This is a genomic window from Agrobacterium vitis (assembly GCF_013426735.1).
Classification (GTDB): domain Bacteria; phylum Pseudomonadota; class Alphaproteobacteria; order Rhizobiales; family Rhizobiaceae; genus Allorhizobium; species Allorhizobium vitis_D.
Genome location: NZ_AP023273.1, coordinates 76064 through 93045, shown reverse-complemented (window position 1 = coordinate 93045; position 16982 = coordinate 76064). Strand labels below are relative to the sequence as shown.

At 57.5% G+C, this 16982-nt stretch carries 13 protein-coding genes; 4 read left to right on the top strand and 9 right to left on the bottom strand.

The window, feature by feature from the left end; all coding sequences use genetic code 11:
* Position 1: 1 nt before the first annotated feature.
* From H1Y61_RS17940 to H1Y61_RS17920, 5 genes are all read right to left on the bottom strand, one after another.
* Positions 2-958 carry an ABC transporter permease gene (locus tag H1Y61_RS17940; protein ID WP_180217022.1) on the bottom strand — a complete coding sequence of 319 codons (957 nt, stop codon included), beginning with the start codon at positions 956-958 and terminating at the stop codon, positions 2-4.
* Positions 959-1138: 180 nt separating this feature from the next.
* Positions 1139-2752 carry an ABC transporter substrate-binding protein gene (locus H1Y61_RS17935; protein ID WP_180574916.1) on the bottom strand — a complete coding sequence of 538 codons (1614 nt, stop codon included), beginning with the start codon at positions 2750-2752 and terminating at the stop codon, positions 1139-1141.
* 81 nt (positions 2753-2833) lie between these two features.
* On the bottom strand, positions 2834-3550 hold the full coding sequence (locus H1Y61_RS17930; RefSeq protein WP_180575193.1) for an HAD-IA family hydrolase: 717 nt from the start codon (positions 3548-3550) through the stop codon (positions 2834-2836).
* A 248-nt stretch (positions 3551-3798) separates the two neighbouring features.
* Positions 3799-5172, bottom strand: a complete 1374-nt coding sequence (locus tag H1Y61_RS17925; RefSeq protein ID WP_180574915.1) for an aspartate aminotransferase family protein — start codon at positions 5170-5172, stop codon at positions 3799-3801.
* Positions 5173-5188: 16 nt separating this feature from the next.
* Positions 5189-6034, bottom strand: coding sequence for a GNAT family N-acetyltransferase (locus H1Y61_RS17920; protein ID WP_180574914.1), 846 nt, complete (start codon positions 6032-6034; stop codon positions 5189-5191).
* 375 nt (positions 6035-6409) lie between these two features.
* On the opposite strand from H1Y61_RS17920, the gene H1Y61_RS17915 reads away from it, so the two are divergent.
* Positions 6410-7078 carry a haloacid dehalogenase type II gene (locus H1Y61_RS17915; protein ID WP_180574913.1) on the top strand — a complete coding sequence of 223 codons (669 nt, stop codon included), beginning with the start codon at positions 6410-6412 and terminating at the stop codon, positions 7076-7078.
* Between the two features lie 3 nt (positions 7079-7081).
* Positions 7082-8356, top strand: coding sequence for an NAD(P)/FAD-dependent oxidoreductase (locus H1Y61_RS17910; RefSeq protein WP_180574912.1), 1275 nt, complete (start codon positions 7082-7084; stop codon positions 8354-8356).
* A 225-nt stretch (positions 8357-8581) separates the two neighbouring features.
* Here the strand turns inward: H1Y61_RS17910 and H1Y61_RS17905 are convergent, their stop codons facing one another.
* The 4 genes from H1Y61_RS17905 to H1Y61_RS17890 all read right to left on the bottom strand — a co-directional run bounded on the left by H1Y61_RS17905 (position 8582) and on the right by H1Y61_RS17890 (position 12409).
* Complete coding sequence (locus H1Y61_RS17905; protein WP_180574911.1) at positions 8582-10045, bottom strand: aldehyde dehydrogenase family protein; 1464 nt, start codon at positions 10043-10045, stop codon at positions 8582-8584.
* 24 nt (positions 10046-10069) lie between these two features.
* Entirely contained in the window at positions 10070-10426 is a 357-nt protein-coding gene (locus H1Y61_RS17900) for a cupin domain-containing protein (RefSeq protein WP_180574910.1), read from the bottom strand.
* 15 nt (positions 10427-10441) lie between these two features.
* Positions 10442-11572, bottom strand: coding sequence for an acetylornithine deacetylase (argE, locus tag H1Y61_RS17895; protein WP_180574909.1), 1131 nt, complete (start codon positions 11570-11572; stop codon positions 10442-10444).
* Between the two features lie 195 nt (positions 11573-11767).
* Positions 11768-12409 (bottom strand): TetR family transcriptional regulator, encoded by a 642-nt coding sequence (locus H1Y61_RS17890; protein WP_180574908.1) that lies wholly within the window; start codon positions 12407-12409, stop codon positions 11768-11770.
* A 140-nt stretch (positions 12410-12549) separates the two neighbouring features.
* Here H1Y61_RS17890 and H1Y61_RS17885 point away from each other — a divergent pair, with 140 nt between their 5' ends.
* Together H1Y61_RS17885 and H1Y61_RS17880 are read left to right on the top strand one after the other, a co-directional pair.
* Positions 12550-13710: an efflux RND transporter periplasmic adaptor subunit gene (locus tag H1Y61_RS17885; RefSeq protein ID WP_174112610.1), complete on the top strand. Its 1161-nt coding sequence runs from the start codon at positions 12550-12552 to the stop codon at positions 13708-13710.
* Positions 13711-13713: 3 nt separating this feature from the next.
* Complete coding sequence (locus H1Y61_RS17880) at positions 13714-16869, top strand: efflux RND transporter permease subunit (protein ID WP_180574907.1); 3156 nt, start codon at positions 13714-13716, stop codon at positions 16867-16869.
* Positions 16870-16982 lie beyond the last annotated feature (113 nt).

Sequence of the window (16982 nt, the reverse complement as noted above, 5' to 3'; positions counted from 1 at the left end):
GTCATCGCAGCCTCGGATTGGACAGAATGGAAACGATATCGGCAATGGTGATCAACACGAGATAGCCGACGCAGAAGATCATCGCGCAGCTCTGGATCAGCGGCAGGTCGCGGGTGGCGACGGCATCGACCATCAGCTTGGCAATGCCGGGATAGTTGAAGATCGTCTCGACGATAATGACCCCGCCGATCAGATAGGACAGCGATAGCGCCATGGCATTGACGATTGGCCCCAGCGCATTGGGCAGCGCATGGCGCAGCACGATACGGCGGCGCGAGGCGCCTTTCAGCAATGCCATTTCGACATAGGGCGTATCGAGCGTTTCGATCACCGCTGCCCGGGTCATGCGGATCATCTGGGCCGAAACGCCGAACGTTAGCGTGATGACGGGCATGGCATAAACGCGCAACAGGCCAACAAAACTATGAACCTCATTGGCAAAGGACAGCGCCGGTAGCCATTTCAGATAGACCGCAAACAGCAGAACGGCGGAGGTGGCAATCATGAATTCGGGCACGGAAATCACCCCAATGGTCACCACGGTGACGCAGCGGTCATAGAGGGAGCCGCGTAGCATGGCCGAAGTAATACCCAGCGTTAGTGCGATGGGAACGGCCAGGAGGGCAGTGATGCCGGCAAGCTTCATGGAATTGACCAGACGGCCGGAAATCAGCTCGGCAATCGGCATGTTATTGGCGTAGGACGTGCCGAGATCGCCTTGCAGCAAGCCCGTTGCCCAACGCAGGAACCGCAGGATTGCGGGATCGTTGAGGTGCATGGCCTGGCGCAGGCCCTCGACGGCTTCAGGTGTCGCGGCCTGACCAAGCAGCATGGTCGCCGTATCGCCTGGCAACAGCGCAGTCGCCATGAAAACGGCCAGCGACACGATGATCAAGGTGATCAGGGCGATCATCAGCCTGTTGACAACAAGGGAAAAGGCTCGGGCGTTCACGCACATGCTCCAGCTTGGTTAGGGCGATCAATCTTCGGCAATCACTTCGTGTGATCGGAATGCAGTTGACCGCCATCATATGCCGCCAGGCTGGCAAACGGCTTTGCCGCGATGCGTTGGATAAAGCACGCATCGATCCAAAGTCATTTGCCAAGGCCCGCTCGTAGAGGGTCTGCCGAACTGGTATCAGGCTTCCAGCCAGACATATTCGGCGAAGGCATAGCCCATCATGCCACCCAGCGGGCTGGATTCGAGCCCTTTCAGCTTGGCCGTGATAGCATCGACGTTGGAAATATAGGCCGGGATCACTGTTCCGGCTTCCTCTGCGATCATCACCTGCATCTCGCCATAGATTTCCTTGCGCTTGGCCTGGTCCAGCAGGCCACGGGCCTCAAGCAGCATCTTGTCGAATTTCGGCGACTTGTACTGGCTTTCGTTCCACGGCGCGTCGGAAGAGTAAAGCAGCGAAAACAGGATGTCCGGCGTCGGACGCGGATTGATATTGCCGAAATGGACCGGTGCCTTCAGCCAGTATTTGTCCCAATAACCATCGGAGGGTACGCGCTGCACGTCGAGCTTCATGCCGATTTCTGCCGCCGATGCCTGGATAATCATCGCCATGTCTATCGAAGAGCTTGCGGCTTCTGATGCGATAACCGGGATGGACTGGCCAAGCACGCCCGCCTTCTGGAAATGGAATTTCGCCTTGTCGGGATCGAAGGCCTTCGGCTTCAGATCGGCATTGTGATAGAAGCTTGCCGATGACAGCGGCTGGTCGTTGCCGACTTCGCCCAGCCCACGCAATGCGGATTTGACGATCTGTTCCCTGTTAACGATCAGCTTCATGCCATCGATGAAATCTTTCTTGTTGCCCGGCGCCATGTCCATGCGCATGTTGAGATTGGTGTAATTGCCCGATGTCGTCTTCGACAGCACGAAGCCGTCCTGGGTATCGACCAGACGCATGGAGCGCGGATTGATGGAGGCAGCCAGCTGGATGTCACCCGACAGGAGCGCGTTGACACGGGCATTGTCCTCGCTGATCGCGAAGAATTCGAAACTGTCGACATTTGGGCCGCCAGCTTTCCAGTAATTGCCATTGCGCTTCATGATCGAGCGGACGCCGGGCTCGAATTTTTCGAGAACGAAGGCACCGGTGCCATTGCCCTTGGAGAAATCCGTGGTGCCATCGGCAACGATCATGAACTGATGGATGGCGAGAATGGACGGCATGTCGGCATTGGCATGCGAGAGCGAGATTTCTACGGTCTGCTTGTCTACGGCCTTGATGCCGGTCATCTGGGCGGCAATCTTGGCAACCTTGGAGCCGGTGGCCGGATCGAGATGGCGCTTCAGCGAATAGACCACGTCGTCTGCGGTCAGCGTCTTGCCGTCGTGGAAGGTCACGCCGCTTTTCAGCTTGATCGTCCAGACCTGAGCGTCTTTGCTTTCAACCGATTCTGCCAGCTCCATCTGCGGAGCGCCGGTTTTATCGAGAATGGTCAAACGGTTATAGAGCGCGCAGCAGCGCACATAGTCGGTGGAAAGCGAGGCCTTGGCCGGGTCCAGCGTATCGGCATTGGACGCAGAATAGCCGGCGGCTTTCAAAGATCCGCCCTTGACCGGCGTCGCGGCGAGCGCGCTTGAGGCGCGCCCCATGATGGAGCCGGCGGCGGTGAGGGCAACGCCACCAGCTAGCATCATCTGCATCAGTTCCCGGCGGGTGGCACCACGGCGAATGGCATTTTCCACCATGGCATCGTCAGCGCCGGTCCAATTTGTCGTCTGCTTGTCTGTCATGACATTCCCCTTATTGTTGTGACTGTGTTGCGTGCGTTTTGGTGGCACGTCATCGTATGCTGATTTTATCGAGTGTTGCCTTCAGACGGCGTGATCCAACTCTACGGCCTCGGCAAGTCCCGCCATGGAGGTGAAGTGAAAATCGGGTTTCACAAATGTTTCCGGTTCGATCGTACCGCCATAGCCTTTTTGGGCATGGCGCCGCTCGATCCAGCAATTGGTCAGGCCAAGCTGCCGTGAAATGCCGATGTCGTGATACTGGCTTTGCGCCACATGCAGGATATCGGCGCGGCTGTTGCCTTCCTTTTCAACGAACGCGAAAACCGTGTCGAAAAACGCTGGATCGGGCTTTTCCGTCGCTGTGTCGTCGGTGGTGAAGGCGGCATGGAAGGGCTCGCCCAAGGCTTCATCGAAATACGCAAAGGCCCAGCGCTGCGCATTGGTCATGGCAATCAGCCGGTAGCGGGTTTTCAACTGTGCCAGCGCGGCAACGCTATCGGCAAAAGGCTTCCAATCGGTGACGGAGCCACGCAAGCGCTCGCTAAACGCAGCATTTGCCGGCAGGCCGAGGGCGGGGGCGATCTTTAAGTAGACCCGCGCGAGATCATCGGGAAAAAGCAAGGCTTCATCGTCATAGCGGGCCGCACGATAGAGCGAAAGGGCGTGTTCTCCATCCATCGTCACGCCTGTCTCTGCGGCAATCTCAGCGAGGCAATGGGTAATGCCGCTCTCAAAATCAATGAGCGTGCCGACCACGTCGAAGGTGAGATATTTGAAATCCGCAAAGGCCTTTGCCATCATTGCATCCTCTGGCTTGTCCATCTTGTTGCATCAGGCCCGGCAAATGCCGTTCCTGTCACTCACGATCTCTTGGTTTCCTCGCTTAACTTTTATTTTTATCTTGAATGCGCCCTGGCATTTTCTACTGAGGCGCACTCGAAGTATTACAGGAGCTACGGGCTGTTTCTTCCCGAATGCCGATCTTAAGACGGCAGAAAATTCTGAATCTGATCGTTCGGCGGTATTTCGCCTGACTGGGTGTGGTCTCAGGCCATGGCAGTGCGAACGTCCGGATCTTCCAGCGTTTGATCCAGCGTCTTCCTGGTGCGCTCGACAATGGCGTCGATTTCGCTTTCCGTGCAGCACAGCGGTGGCGCATAGCCCAGAATGCCATTGGCAAAGGCGCGGATGACAAGGCCATTGTCCCAGGCGCGTTCAAACACCCGCGTGGCAGGTGCGGCAGCGGCTGGCAGCGGGGTTTTCTTGTCCTTGTCCACCACCATTTCAATGGCGGCCAGCATGCCGCGACCGCGCACATCGCCCACCAATGGATGGTCTTTCAGGCTTTCCAAGCCCTCTATCAGACGTGCGCCCATTTTGCGACCGTTGTCCAGCAGGCCGTCCTCATAAAGCTTTAGCACGGCAAGGCCAACAGCGGCACTGACCGGATGCGCCGAATAGGTATAGCCATGGCCAATCGCCGCCGATCCGGCACCATCGGCAATGGTGTTGTAGATTTTATCGGACAGGAACACCGCACCCATCGGCACATAGCCAGAGGTGAGGCCCTTGGCAGTGGTCATCAGATCCGGCACCACGCCATCATCCGAACAGGCAAACAACGGCCCGGTGCGGCCAAACCCGGTGATGACTTCATCGGCCACGAACAAAATATCCAGCTCGGTGCAGACATCGCGCATGGCTTTCAGCCAGCCATCGGGCGGCACCAGAACACCGCCGGAGCCTTGAATCGGTTCGACATAGAAGGCCGCTACGCGCTCACTGCCCAGTTCTTCGACCTTCTTGCGCAAGGCTGCAACGGAGGAAGCAATAATGGCGGTGGGATCATTGCCGACCGGGTTGCGATAGGCGTAGTGCGACGGAATTTTATGCTGCCAGTCAAATGGCAGGCCGAATCCGGCATGAAACAGCGGCAGAGCCGTCAGGCCAGCGCCGACCGTGGATGAGCCATGATAGCCCTGTTCTACCGAGATAAACTGGTCCTTCTGCGGCGTGCCCTTGCAATGGTAATAATAGCGGATGAAGCGGATGGTGCTGTCGATGGCGTCTGAGCCGCCAAGGGTGAAATAGACGTGGTTGAGATCGCCGGGTGCGCGGTCTGCCAGTTCCGCAGCCAGCCGGATGGCGGGTTCCGAGCCGAGGCTGAAATAGCCGGTGGCGTAAGGCAGTTCCCGCAGCTGCTTGGTGGCGGCCTCGATAATGCTTTCCTGGCCGTAACCGGCATTCACGCACCACAGACCGGCAAAGCCGTCGAGCAATTGGTGGCCGCTGACATCGGTGATGGTGGCACCCTTTGCGGATTTCAAAACCCGCACGCCGGCCTTTTCATGGCCGTGATAGGAGGCAACCGGATGCACCAGATGGGCGCGGTCCAGTTCAATCAGGGAATTGCTCAACATTATCAGATCTCCAAATTCAGCCGAGTGACTGGCTGGCGAGTGCATAGGTTTTAACGGAAGCCGATTCATTCGGATCTATCTGTGCCGCATTGCGTCGCATCGGCACGCCGCCGCCTACGTGAACAAGGCCTTGCTGCGTCAACCAAGGCGCAAGACCTGTTGCAACTGCTGTGTCGACGCGCAGAAACGATCCTGTTCTTGCAGCGAACACAAAGGACAGAAGGGCTTTTGCATCGTCCTGATTGGCCGCCACGACCGGCCCCGCGACTTCACCGCGACCAAAGGGACGCAGAGCGATATAGCCGGTGATGCGGCCAGCATCTCTGAGAATGGCAAATTTGCCGGTTTCCGCGAGCTTGCTCAGCAGACCACTCCGATCCGCGCCAAAGGCAGCCGCATCAAGAGTGGCCAATTCTTGCTCCACCTCCTGATCAGCCCAGGAGATTGTAGAATTGGCGATAGCGCCATCTTCGACAATGCCTTGATGCTGGATAATTTCACCAGCGGCGACAAAGCCGAGCTTTTCGTAGAGGGGCAGGCCATCCTGCGTTGCCACCAGACGGCATTCGCGCCCATCTGCGGCATTCAAGGCCATGTCCATCAATTTACGGCCAAGCCCACGCCCGCGCATGGAGGCATCGACAATGACCATGTTGATGGTGGCGCAGGTCTCTCCATAAAGCGTCGCCATGGCGGTTCCCACTACGCGCCCGCCTTCAAGCGCCACAAAGCCCTTGCTCAAGGACAGCAAAAAGGCCCAATCTTCCCGGCGATGTGGCCATTGGGCTTGCTGCGACAGCATAAATGCGCCGTCGATGTGTTCGGGACCAAAGGAAATGATGTCGATCTGGCTTGCCTGCATGGCACTATCCTGAAATCTGTTGGCTTTTTGTTTGAGTTTGTCTTTTCGGGAAAACCGGTGGCCACTTTTCCCAAGGCAAACTCTGGTGCTTCTCAGTGATAGACCCCTACGCAAAGAAGATCATCCCGACGATAGCGCGTCCTTGGTATCTTTGGCCGTTCCGACCATTGATCGCCGCATCTTATGCCGTGGCCTTGCATTTCTGCGGGGTGTCTGGATAGCGGCTCTTAGGAGTTTGCAAAACTCTCTGCCAAATCCGCCACTGCATACGCAACATTGTGCTTTGAGAAGAGGCAATTGCGGTGAACCGCTTGGCGCGGCTCTGCCTATGATGGGAAAACCTCAACGATATGCTTTGCAAGGATCAAGAAACCCATGGCTCCCTTCCGCCCGAAATTCATCACCTTCGATTGCTACGGCACGCTCATCAATTTCCAGATGGCGGAAGCGGCTCGCGATATTTACGGTCCTCAACTGGATGCCGCCCATATGGATGAGTTTGTCAAAGACTTCTCAGCCTATCGTCTCGATGAAGTGCTGGGCGATTGGAAGCCCTATGCCGATGTGGTCCACAATGCTATCGAGCGCACCTGCAAGAGAAACGGCGTGACCTTCCGCGAGGAAGACGCCAAGACCGTGTATGAGCGCGTACCCACATGGGGTCCGCATTCGGATGTGCCTGCTGGCCTTGCCAAAGTGGCCAAGGAAATTCCGCTGGTGATTCTTTCCAACGCCATGAATTCGCAGATCATGTCCAATGTGGAAAAGCTTGGTGCGCCCTTCCATGCGGTCTATACGGCAGAGCAGGCGCAATCCTACAAGCCGCGCATGAAGGGCTTTGAATATATGTTCGACATGCTCGGCTGCGGCCCGGAAGACATTACCCATGTGTCGTCTTCCTTCCGCTATGATCTGATGACCGCCCATGATCTGGGCATCAAGAACAAGGTCTGGGTCAACCGCGGTCATGAGCCAGCCAATCCCTATTATGGCTATCAGGAAATCGCAGGCGTTTACGATCTCCCCGGCGTGTTTGGTCTTTAAGCGATGAAATATCTCTCCTACTGGCACGACACCGCCCCGAAATTTGCCGAGGGCATCACCGGCGCAATTGAAGGCGATTTTGATGTCGCGGTGATTGGCGGCGGCTTTACAGGCCTCGCAGCGGCCCGCCAACTGGCGAAAGCGGGGGCAAAGGTGATCGTGCTGGAGGGGCAGCGCATTGGCTGGGGTGCCTCTGGCCGCAATGGCGGGCACCTCAACAACGGCTTGGCCCACAGCTATCTGGGGGCCAAGGCTGAATTGGGCAAGGAGCGGGCGATTGCGCTTTACCAGGCGCTCGACAGTTCCATTGATACCATCGAGGCGCTGATTGCCGAGGAAGGCATTGATTGCAATTTCCGCCGGGCCGGAAAGCTGAAACTGGCCTCGAAGCCACAGCATTTCGAAGGCCTTGCCCGCAATTTCGAAGCCCTGCATGAAGAGGTCGATCCCGACACGGCCCTGTTGTCACCATCGGATTTGAAACGTGAGGTCGGCTCACCTTTTCATGGTGCCATGCTGTCCAAAAAGAGCGCCATGATGCATATGGGCCGCTATGTGGTGGGCCTTGCAACCGCCGCCCACCGCCACGGCGCTGACATTGCCGAGCAGGCCTCTGTCATCTCTATTGAAAAGCAGGGAGACCGCCACCGCCTGACCACCGCGCGGGGCCGCGTGACGGCCAAGGATGTGCTGGTGGCCACCGGGGCTTATACCACGCCCAATTTCAGCTTCTTCCGCCGCCGCATCATTGCCGTTGGCAGCTTTCTGATTGCCACACGACCTTTATCGGACACAGAAGTGGCGAGCGTGATGCCGGGCAACCGCACTTGCGTCAACACCATGAACATTGGCAATTACTGGCGCTTGTCGCCCGATAATCGGCTGATTTTCGGCGGTCGTGCCCGTTTCTCTGCCACATCCGATCAGCAATCGGACGCCAAAAGCGGCGAAATCCTCCGCCAATCCCTTGCCGCGATTTTCCCCCAGCTTGCCAAGGTCGAGATCGACTATTGCTGGGGCGGTCTGGTGGATATGACCAAGGACCGTTACCCCCGCGCAGGATATCAGGACGGCTTGTGGTATGCCATGGGCTATTCCGGCCATGGGGCGCAGCTCTCCACCCACCTCGGCATGATCATGGCCGATACCATCATGGGCAAGCCCGATGCCAATCCGCTGAAGGGGTTGGAGTGGCCTGCCGTGCCGGGACATTTTGGCAAGCCATGGTTTTTGCCGCTGGTGGGGATGTATTATAAGATGCTGGATAAGTTTCAGTAGAAAGAGTTTTGTGGCTTCGCCCCCCTCATCCGCCTGCCGGCACCTTCTCCCCGCCGGGGAAAAGAGATTCGTGGATATCTCTCCGCTCCATCAATGATGGACAGAAAGCAAAGAATCCAGCGTTTTCCGGGATAACGTTGACCGTATTGTCTCTTCTCCCCGGCGGGGAGAAGTCCCCGGCAGGGGGATGAGGGGGGCCGAAGGCAACTCAACAGTACGGATGCCTCAAAGCCCAATCAACACACTCTTGCTCTTGCGATTGGCATGGTAGGCCTCGCGGCCCAGATCCTTGCCAATGCCGGATTGCTTGTAGCCGCCCGTGGGCAAAATATGGTCACGCGACCGACCATAGCGGTTTACCCAGACGGTGCCTGCCTGAAGTGCGCGTGTCAGGCGAAGGGCGCGGGAGAGATCACGGGTAAACAGGCCGGCACAAAGTCCATAGGTGGGGTGGTCTGCCAAAGCCAGCGCCTCGTCTTCATGCTCAAACGTTTGCATGGTCAACACGGGGCCGAATATTTCCTGCGTGACCGCCGGGGAATGCTGATCGACATGGGAGAGCAAGGTCGGCGTATAAAAATACCCATCGCCCTCCATGATATCGCCACCCGTCAAACATTCCGCCCCGGCATCAATGGCGGCCTTGACGATGCTGTCGATCCGCTCGCGTTGACGCTGGGAGATGATCGGCGAATATTGTGCTGTCGCATCCCAAGTTGGGCCAGCTTTCACGGCCCTCATCTTGGCTATGATCGCTTCTGCCAAAGGCTCCATCACGCTGCGCTCTACAATCAGGCGTGAGCCAGCCACGCAGGCTTGGCCCGCGTTGGAGAGAATGCTTTGGGCAATGGCGGCGGCTGCCTTGTCCAGATCGGCATCGGCAAACACCAGTTGCGGGCTTTTGCCGCCCAGTTCCAGTGTCATGGGTTTGACGCCCGTGCGGGCAATATTGCCCATGATGGCCTGACCCGCTCCGGTGGAGCCAGTAAAGCTGACCTTGGCAATATCCGGGTGGCCGGTGATGGCATTGCCAGTGACAGCGCCATCGCCCAGCACGATATTGATCAGCCCCGCCGGAATCCCGGCCCTCACGGCCAATTGCGCCAGATAGATGCTGGAAAAGGGTGTCATTTCCGATGGTTTTAGCACAACGGCATTGCCAGCGGCCAGCGCCGGTCCAAGCTTCCAACCCGCCATGGACACCGGAAAATTCCACGGCGTAATGGCCCCGACCACGCCATAAGGCTCGCTCATGATCATGCCGAGACTATCACTATTCGTCGGCACCAGCGCGTCGCCTTCCTTGTCTGCCATTTCGGCAAAGAAGCGGATTTGCTCGGCGGTCACAGCAATGTCCCCGGCAATCAGATGGCCGACCGGACGGGTTGACGACAGCGCCTCCAGCTTGGCCAGCGTTTCTGCCTCGCGCTCAATCAGGTCTGCCCAGCGCTGGAGCGCAATCGTGCGCTCACGCGGGCGCACATTGCCCCATTGGCTGGTTTTCAGCGCCTGTTTTGCGGTTTGGACTGCCCGATCCACCATGTCCTCATTGGCAATCGGACAGCCCGCATAGCCCTTGCCATCGGATGGGCGGTACATGTCCAGTGCGCCATTGGCATCCACCAGCGCATCGCCAATGAAATGGCCGATGGGCAGGGCGATTGTGTCTGGATCGAAGCTGAGGGTCATGAGGTTTCCTTAAGCAAGCTCGGGTTACGCCATGATGGTGACGTAGATTTTCTTCACCGTTTCAATGGTCTTCCACACGCCAACAAAGCCGGGTTTCATGATGAAATGATCGCCTGCCTTGTAAATCATCGGCTCGCCGCCTTCAGGGGTGATTTCCACCACGCCTGAGAGAATATGGCAGTATTCAAAACTCTCGCCCTTGATCGATTTGGTCTCGCCGGGAGTGGCTTCCCACACACCGGTATGGATCATTTCGCCACGGCAGACATCCTGCGGCCATGTCTTGAAGGCCGGATCACCAGAGATCAAGCGTTCCGGCAGGGCCTTGGATTCTTTCGGCGTGAAGGTTGGGTTGGTGTCGATGGTTTTCAAAAGAGACATGGATTAGTACTCGGTTTAAAGTTTGCAGCAGTGGTCTGCGAGAGCGGTGATCATGGTCTGGCAGGTGGCCAGCTCGTCCATCAGGATATATTCGTTGGACTTGTGGGCGCGGCTGATGTCGCCGGGGCCGCAGATGATGGCATCGATTCCCGCTTGCTGGAAAAGCCCGGCCTCGGTGCCGTAGCTCACGGCAGCCAGGGGCTCAGCGCCCGTGAGCCTGTGCAGCAGCGCGGCGAGGGGTGCGTTTTGGGGGAGTGAGAGTGCGGGATATGCACTCATCTCTGCCCATTCCACGCCAAAGCCTTTGTCTTTCAACGCTTCCGCTGTCCGACGAACAGGCTGCAAAAGTGCTGCGGGATTAACACCTGAGATGGCGCGTGCCTCAAACTCGGCCTCACAGGTATCAGGAATGATATTGACGGCTTGACCACCGCGCACGGTTCCCACTTGCAGCGAGGAATAGGGCGGCTCAAACACCGCTTCAAACGGGCCGCTCGTTAAATCAGCGGCAGCATGGCGGGCAGCAAGCAGAACCTCACTCATCGCATGAATGGCATTCAGCCCTAGATCAGGCCTTGATGAATGGCCGGAACGTCCGGTGATGGTGACACGCGCGGCAGCCTTGCCCTTATGGGCGCGGATGGCACGCATGCCGCTGGGTTCGCCAATAATGGCCCCAAGCGGGCTTTCGCAAAGAGATGGCAATTGCGCCAACATATGCGGCGCGCCACGGCACCCGGCCTCTTCATCATAGGAAAAAGCAAGATGGATGGGACGGGCCAGCGGCATGGCGGCGAGTTTGGGCACGCAGGCCAAAGCGCAGGCCAAAAACCCCTTCATGTCGCTGGAGCCACGGCCAAAAAGCCTGTCACCGTTGCGCCGCAGTTGGAATGGATCGCTCACCCAGCCGCTTTCGCCTGCTGGCACCACATCCATATGGCCGGAGAGGATGTAGCCGGGCACATGTTTGGGGCCGATGGTGGCAAACAGATTGCTGCGGTCGCCCTCCGGCCCGGGAAGCACGCTCACCGCCGCGTCGTGGTTTTGCAGATAGTCACTGATGAAGCTGACGATCTCGCCGTTGGCTGTGCCGACAACGGAAGGGAAGGCCACGAGGCGTTCGAGAATGTCCAAGGGTCGCTCCATCGATCCGGTCTCGCAGTGCGGCACACTGCTGATAGGACGCAAAGCTCAATGCCTTTGAAAAGCTGAGTGCGTCGGATCTGGAATCTACAAGCCAAGCGGTATTTTTACTGCTGAAAGCAGGGGGATATTTGGTGGAATCTTTGGTTCCGGAGGCTAAGGGGAGCGGATTATACCGACGCCACTGAGACAGATGGATCAGGCCTTCCCAGGCTGTTTATGCGCTGTAGAACAGTCCTGGCTTTGCATGCCGAAACCCACCAGAGCAATCCGGACGAATTGCTGTGCATACGGTACGAGCTGGAAATTATCCCTGCCGAAGGCCCATTCGCCGATCAGGCCCGATATGGTCGCGCTCAGGGTCATGGCTGCGGAGGCAGGGTTCCAGGGTGCGGTCAACTGGCCCCTGTCGGCGGCAACCTGGAAGAGGGGCAGCAGCTTGCCCTTGAGCGTACTCAGAATACCATCCGAGTCGGTTTCCTTTATCGAAAGGTCCAGATGGAGGCTGACCCGGATCACACCGCGCCGCCGCTCGTCGGCCTGAAGATGCGCCAGCATGTCGAACAATATCTGTTCAAGGGCGGCAAACACGTCGACGGAACTGTCCGCCGGAAGCCGAGCCGCCAAGTGCTCGAAAGGCTTGAAAGCCTGGTTGCGCAGGGCTTCGAGAATGCCGCGCTTGTTCTTGAAGTGCCAATGGACGGCACCGCGCGTCACGCCAACCGCCTGGGCAATTTCGTCCAATGACGTCTGGTCAAAGCCCTTGGTGAGGAAAAGTTGCTCGGCAGCGTTCAGGAGCTGCATGTGGGTTTCCGCTGCTTCTTCCTTGGTTCTCCGCAATGGGTCCTCCTGGGCGAATTTGTTGGGCACGGCGCTTCGTTTTCTAATTCATCACATATTTGTACGCTGCGATCAATCCTATTTACAAACGGTATGTATGTATATATATCGGAGAGGCTACCGTTGGAGTGTTCCTAGCCATGCAAAAAACAAAGCGATTTCTTGTTGCGGGTTGCGCTATTGCAGCCCTTTCTTTTTCCACCCCATCATTTGCGCAGATGCCAAATGCTGGGCCGCCGGCTGTCGGCGTCACGATTGCCAAACTGAAGCCGATCAATGACACGACCGAGGTCAATGGCCGGGTCGAGGCGAAGGATTCCGTCAATCTCGTCGCCCGTGTGACCGGATTCCTGGAAGAACAGCTTTTCAAGGAAGGTTCCGAGGTCAAGAAGGGCCAGGTCCTGTTCCGCATCGAGCGGCAGTCCTATGAGGCCGATCTGGATTCCAAGAAGGCGACGCTTGCCGAAAATCAGGCGACGCTGGAAAATTCGAATATATCCCTTGCCCGTAATGAACAGCTTCGAGCCGGGGGCAGCGGCAGCCAGAGCAATCTGGACGACGCACGCGCCACGCAACGGACCTCGATTGCCAAGGTGGCTGAATCGGAAGCGGATGTGCGCACCTCGCAGATCAATCTCGGCTATACCGATATCATCGCGCCTATCGATGGTCGTATCGGCCTTGCTTCCGTCACGGTCGGCAATGTCGTGTCGTCTTCATCGGGAACCTTGGCCACGGTGGTCAGTCAGGACCCGATGTACGTGAAATTCCCGATATCAGTGCGCCGTCTCATTGAATTGAGACAGCGGTTCGACAAGGAAGGCGGTATGGAAAAGAGCGTGAAGCTCAAGATCCGCTTGCCCGATGGCAGGATGTACGCCCAGGAAGGCACGCTTGATTTCTACGACATCAGCGTTTCCGAGAATACCGATTCCATCACCCTGCGTGGCACGATCCCCAATCCGCTGCTGCCAACGGGACATCGGGAACTGGTGAATGATGAATTCGTCCGCGTGATCCTCGAAACCGTCGAGCCGACCAATTACCTGACGATTCCGCGTGCCTCGGTCATGATCGACCAGCAGGGCTCCTACGTCTATGTGGTTGATGACAAGAGCGTTGCGCAGGTGCGCCGTGTGACGCTTGGGCAATCCACGCCTGACATGGCTGTTGTCACCAATGGCCTCAAGGAAGGCGACAAGGTGATCACTGACGGCATCCAGCGTGTTCGGCCCAATACACCGGTCAATGCACAGCCGGCCGACCAGGCTCCTTCACCCGCCGCACCAAAGCAGGGCTAAGCGATGTTTTCCAATATTTTCATTGATCGTCCACGCATGGCAATCGTCATTGCCATCGTGCTGACGATTGCCGGTGGGCTGGCGCTGACCAGAATATCGGTGTCCCAACTTCCCGATATCGTGCCGCCACAGGTCCAGGTGACGGCCTCCTATCCCGGCGCTTCCGCCGAGGTGCTGGAACAGACCGTCGCGCAACCGATCGAATCCAAGGTGATCGGGGTCGACAAAGCTCTCTATATGAAAAGCACCAGCGGTAATGATGGCAGCTATTCGCTGACTGTCAGTTTTGCGCTGGGCAGTGATGCTGACATTAACACCGTTAACGTCAACAACCGCGTGCAGACGGCTCTGTCCTCGCTGCCCAGTGACGTTCAAAGTCTGGGTGTCTCGGTCAGCAAGAAATCCTCGTCCATCCTGCAATTCATCATGTTGCAGAGCGACAAGGGCAAGTTTGACCCGTTGTTCATGACCAATTATGCGACGATCAACGTCCTGGACGAGATTTCCCGTGTTCCAGGCGTCGGTTCGGCATCGCTCTTCAGCAACATGAAGTATTCGATGCGAATCTGGTTCGATGTTGATCGCTTGTCCAGCCTCGGCCTTGTGCCTTCGGACGTCACAAGTGCGATTTCAGCCCAGAACGTTCAGGCACCCGTTGGCCGTATCGGTGCGCGTCCCGTACCGGACGACCAGGCATTTCAATATAACGTCCAGACCCAGGGCCGCCTTGAGACGCCGGAGGAATTCGGCAATATTGTGCTGCGTGCCAATAAGGACGGCTCTGTCCTGAAGGTGAAGGATGTCGCCCGTGTTGAACTGGGCGCACAGAACGATGACACGGTATCCCGACGCGAAGGCGATCCGGGTGTTGCCATGGGCATTTACATGTCTCCCGGTGCGAATGCGCTGAATACGGCTGCGGCCGTCAGCGCCAAGATCGCGCAATTGAACAGCCGGATGCCGGAAGGCATGCGCGCCAATGTCATGTACGACTCGACCACCTTCGTTCAGGATACGATTGAATCCGTCATCCATACGCTGATCGAAGCTTTCGTGTTGGTGGCTGTGGTCGTCTTCCTGTTTCTCGGCAATGTCCGGGCGACCATCATTCCGATCATCGCGGTGCCAGTCAGCGTTATCGCCACATTCGCGGTATTGCTGGCGCTTGGCTATTCGGCCAATACGGTCTCGCTTCTCGCCCTTGTTCTCGCCATCGGTATTGTCGTTGACGACGCGATTGTCGTCGTGGAAAATGTTGAGCGCGTGATGGAGGAGGAGCCGGAGTTGACCCCGGTTGCCGCCACCAAGAAGGCCATGGGGCAGGTCACCGGTCCGATTATTGCGATCACCCTTGTCCTGCTGTCGGTTTTCGTTCCCATCGGCTTCATCTCCGGTATCTCAGGGGAATTGTTCCGGCAGTTCTCGGTCACCATCAGTGTTGCCATGCTGATTTCGGCCATTAACGCCTTGACGCTGTCGCCGGCTCTCTGCGCCGTCTTCCTGCGCCATACCGGCGAAAAACGTGGCATCATGGGCTGGATCAGCCGGCGCATCGACAATACCCGTGACGGCTATGCCTGGGCAGTCCAGAAAATGGTCCGCATGGCGGTCCTGTCCCTGCTGATCATCGGGGTCGGTGGCGCTGGTATCTATGGCATGTCGAAGATCACCCCGAGCGGCTTCCTACCGGAAGAAGACCAGGGCACGTTCTTCATCGCGGTACAATTGCCCGATGGCGCTTCGGTGGCACGGACAAGTGGTGCGGTTGGACAAGTGGAGGATTTGCTGAAGGCTGTTCCTCAAATCGATAACGTCTCCTCGGTTATCGGTTATTCCTTCCTTGACAGCTATTCGGCCAGCAATTCCGCCTTCATGATCGTGCGGCTGAAACCCTTCGCGGATCGTCCCGCAGCCCTGGACAAGGTCCAAGCGGTCATCGGCCGGACGTTCGGCATGGTCCAGCAGGTCAAGGCCGCCACGGTTCTGCCCTTCAACCTTCCGCCCGTTCTGGGTCTTTCCACCAGCGGCGGTTTCGAAGCGATGATCGAATCGCTTGAGGGGGCTGATCCGGCAACCATGGCCAATGTGGCCTATGGCGTGGTCGGCGCGGCCAATCAGAACCCGCAATTGGCACGTGTTTTCACCACTTATGGTGCCAATGCGCCGTCGATCTATCTCGATATTGATCGTGAAAAAGCCCAGGCGCTCGGTATCAGCATCAGTGATATCTTTAACGCCCTACAGGCAACGCTCGGTGGCTCTTATGTCAACGACTTCAACGAGTTCGGACGCACCTGGCAGGTCAAGGTCCAGGGCGATGCCGCCAATCGCCGCGATACATCGGCGCTTTGGAACATCTATGTCCGCAACTCCAACAGCGACATGGTGCCTCTCCAGTCGATTGCCGAGGTAAAGACAATTGTCGGCCCGCCGGTCATTACCCGCTATAACAACTATCGCGCCGTGACCATCAACGGTTCGCCTTCTCCCGGCACATCTTCCGGGGATGCCATGGAAGCATTCAAGCAGGTGGTCGCCAAGACCCTGCCATCCGGCTTTGCGCTGGAATGGACAGGAACGGCCTATCAGGAACAGCAGGCCTCAGGTCAGACGGGTATTATCCTGGCACTCGCCCTGCTGTTTGCCTATCTGTTCCTGGTGGCGCTTTACGAAAGCTGGACTATTCCCGTTCCGGTTCTGCTTTCCGTCATCGTGGGTGTGTTTGGTGCCTTTGCCGGCATGGCGCTCACCCACATGACGATGGATCTCTACGCACAGATCGGTCTTGTGGTTCTGATCGCCCTTGCCGCGAAGAACGGCATTCTGATCGTCGAGTTCGCCAAGGAAAAGCGTGAGGCGGGCATGCCGATTGCCGATGCGGCGGTTCTGGGCGCAAAGCTGCGTTTTCGCGCCGTGATGATGACATCGATTGCCTTCATCCTCGGTCTCGTGCCGCTGGTCTTGGCAAATGGCGCCTCGATGATGGCACGGCACAATGTTAGTACGCCGGTCTTCATCGGTATGCTGACGGCCAGTACACTCGGTCTGTTCGTGATCCCGATGCTCTACGTCACGTTCCAGACCGTGCGTGAAAAATTGAAGTCCTGGCTTGGCTTGGGCAAACCATCAGGACACCACGCGCCGCATACCGACCCTTAAATCTGATGTTTAAGCATATTGTTTGAAAAGACCGGATCGGAGATTGCAACGCAGTTTCCGATCCGGTCAATTTACGTGATATTCCGGCCATTTTGCGCGTTGAAGCGAGAATG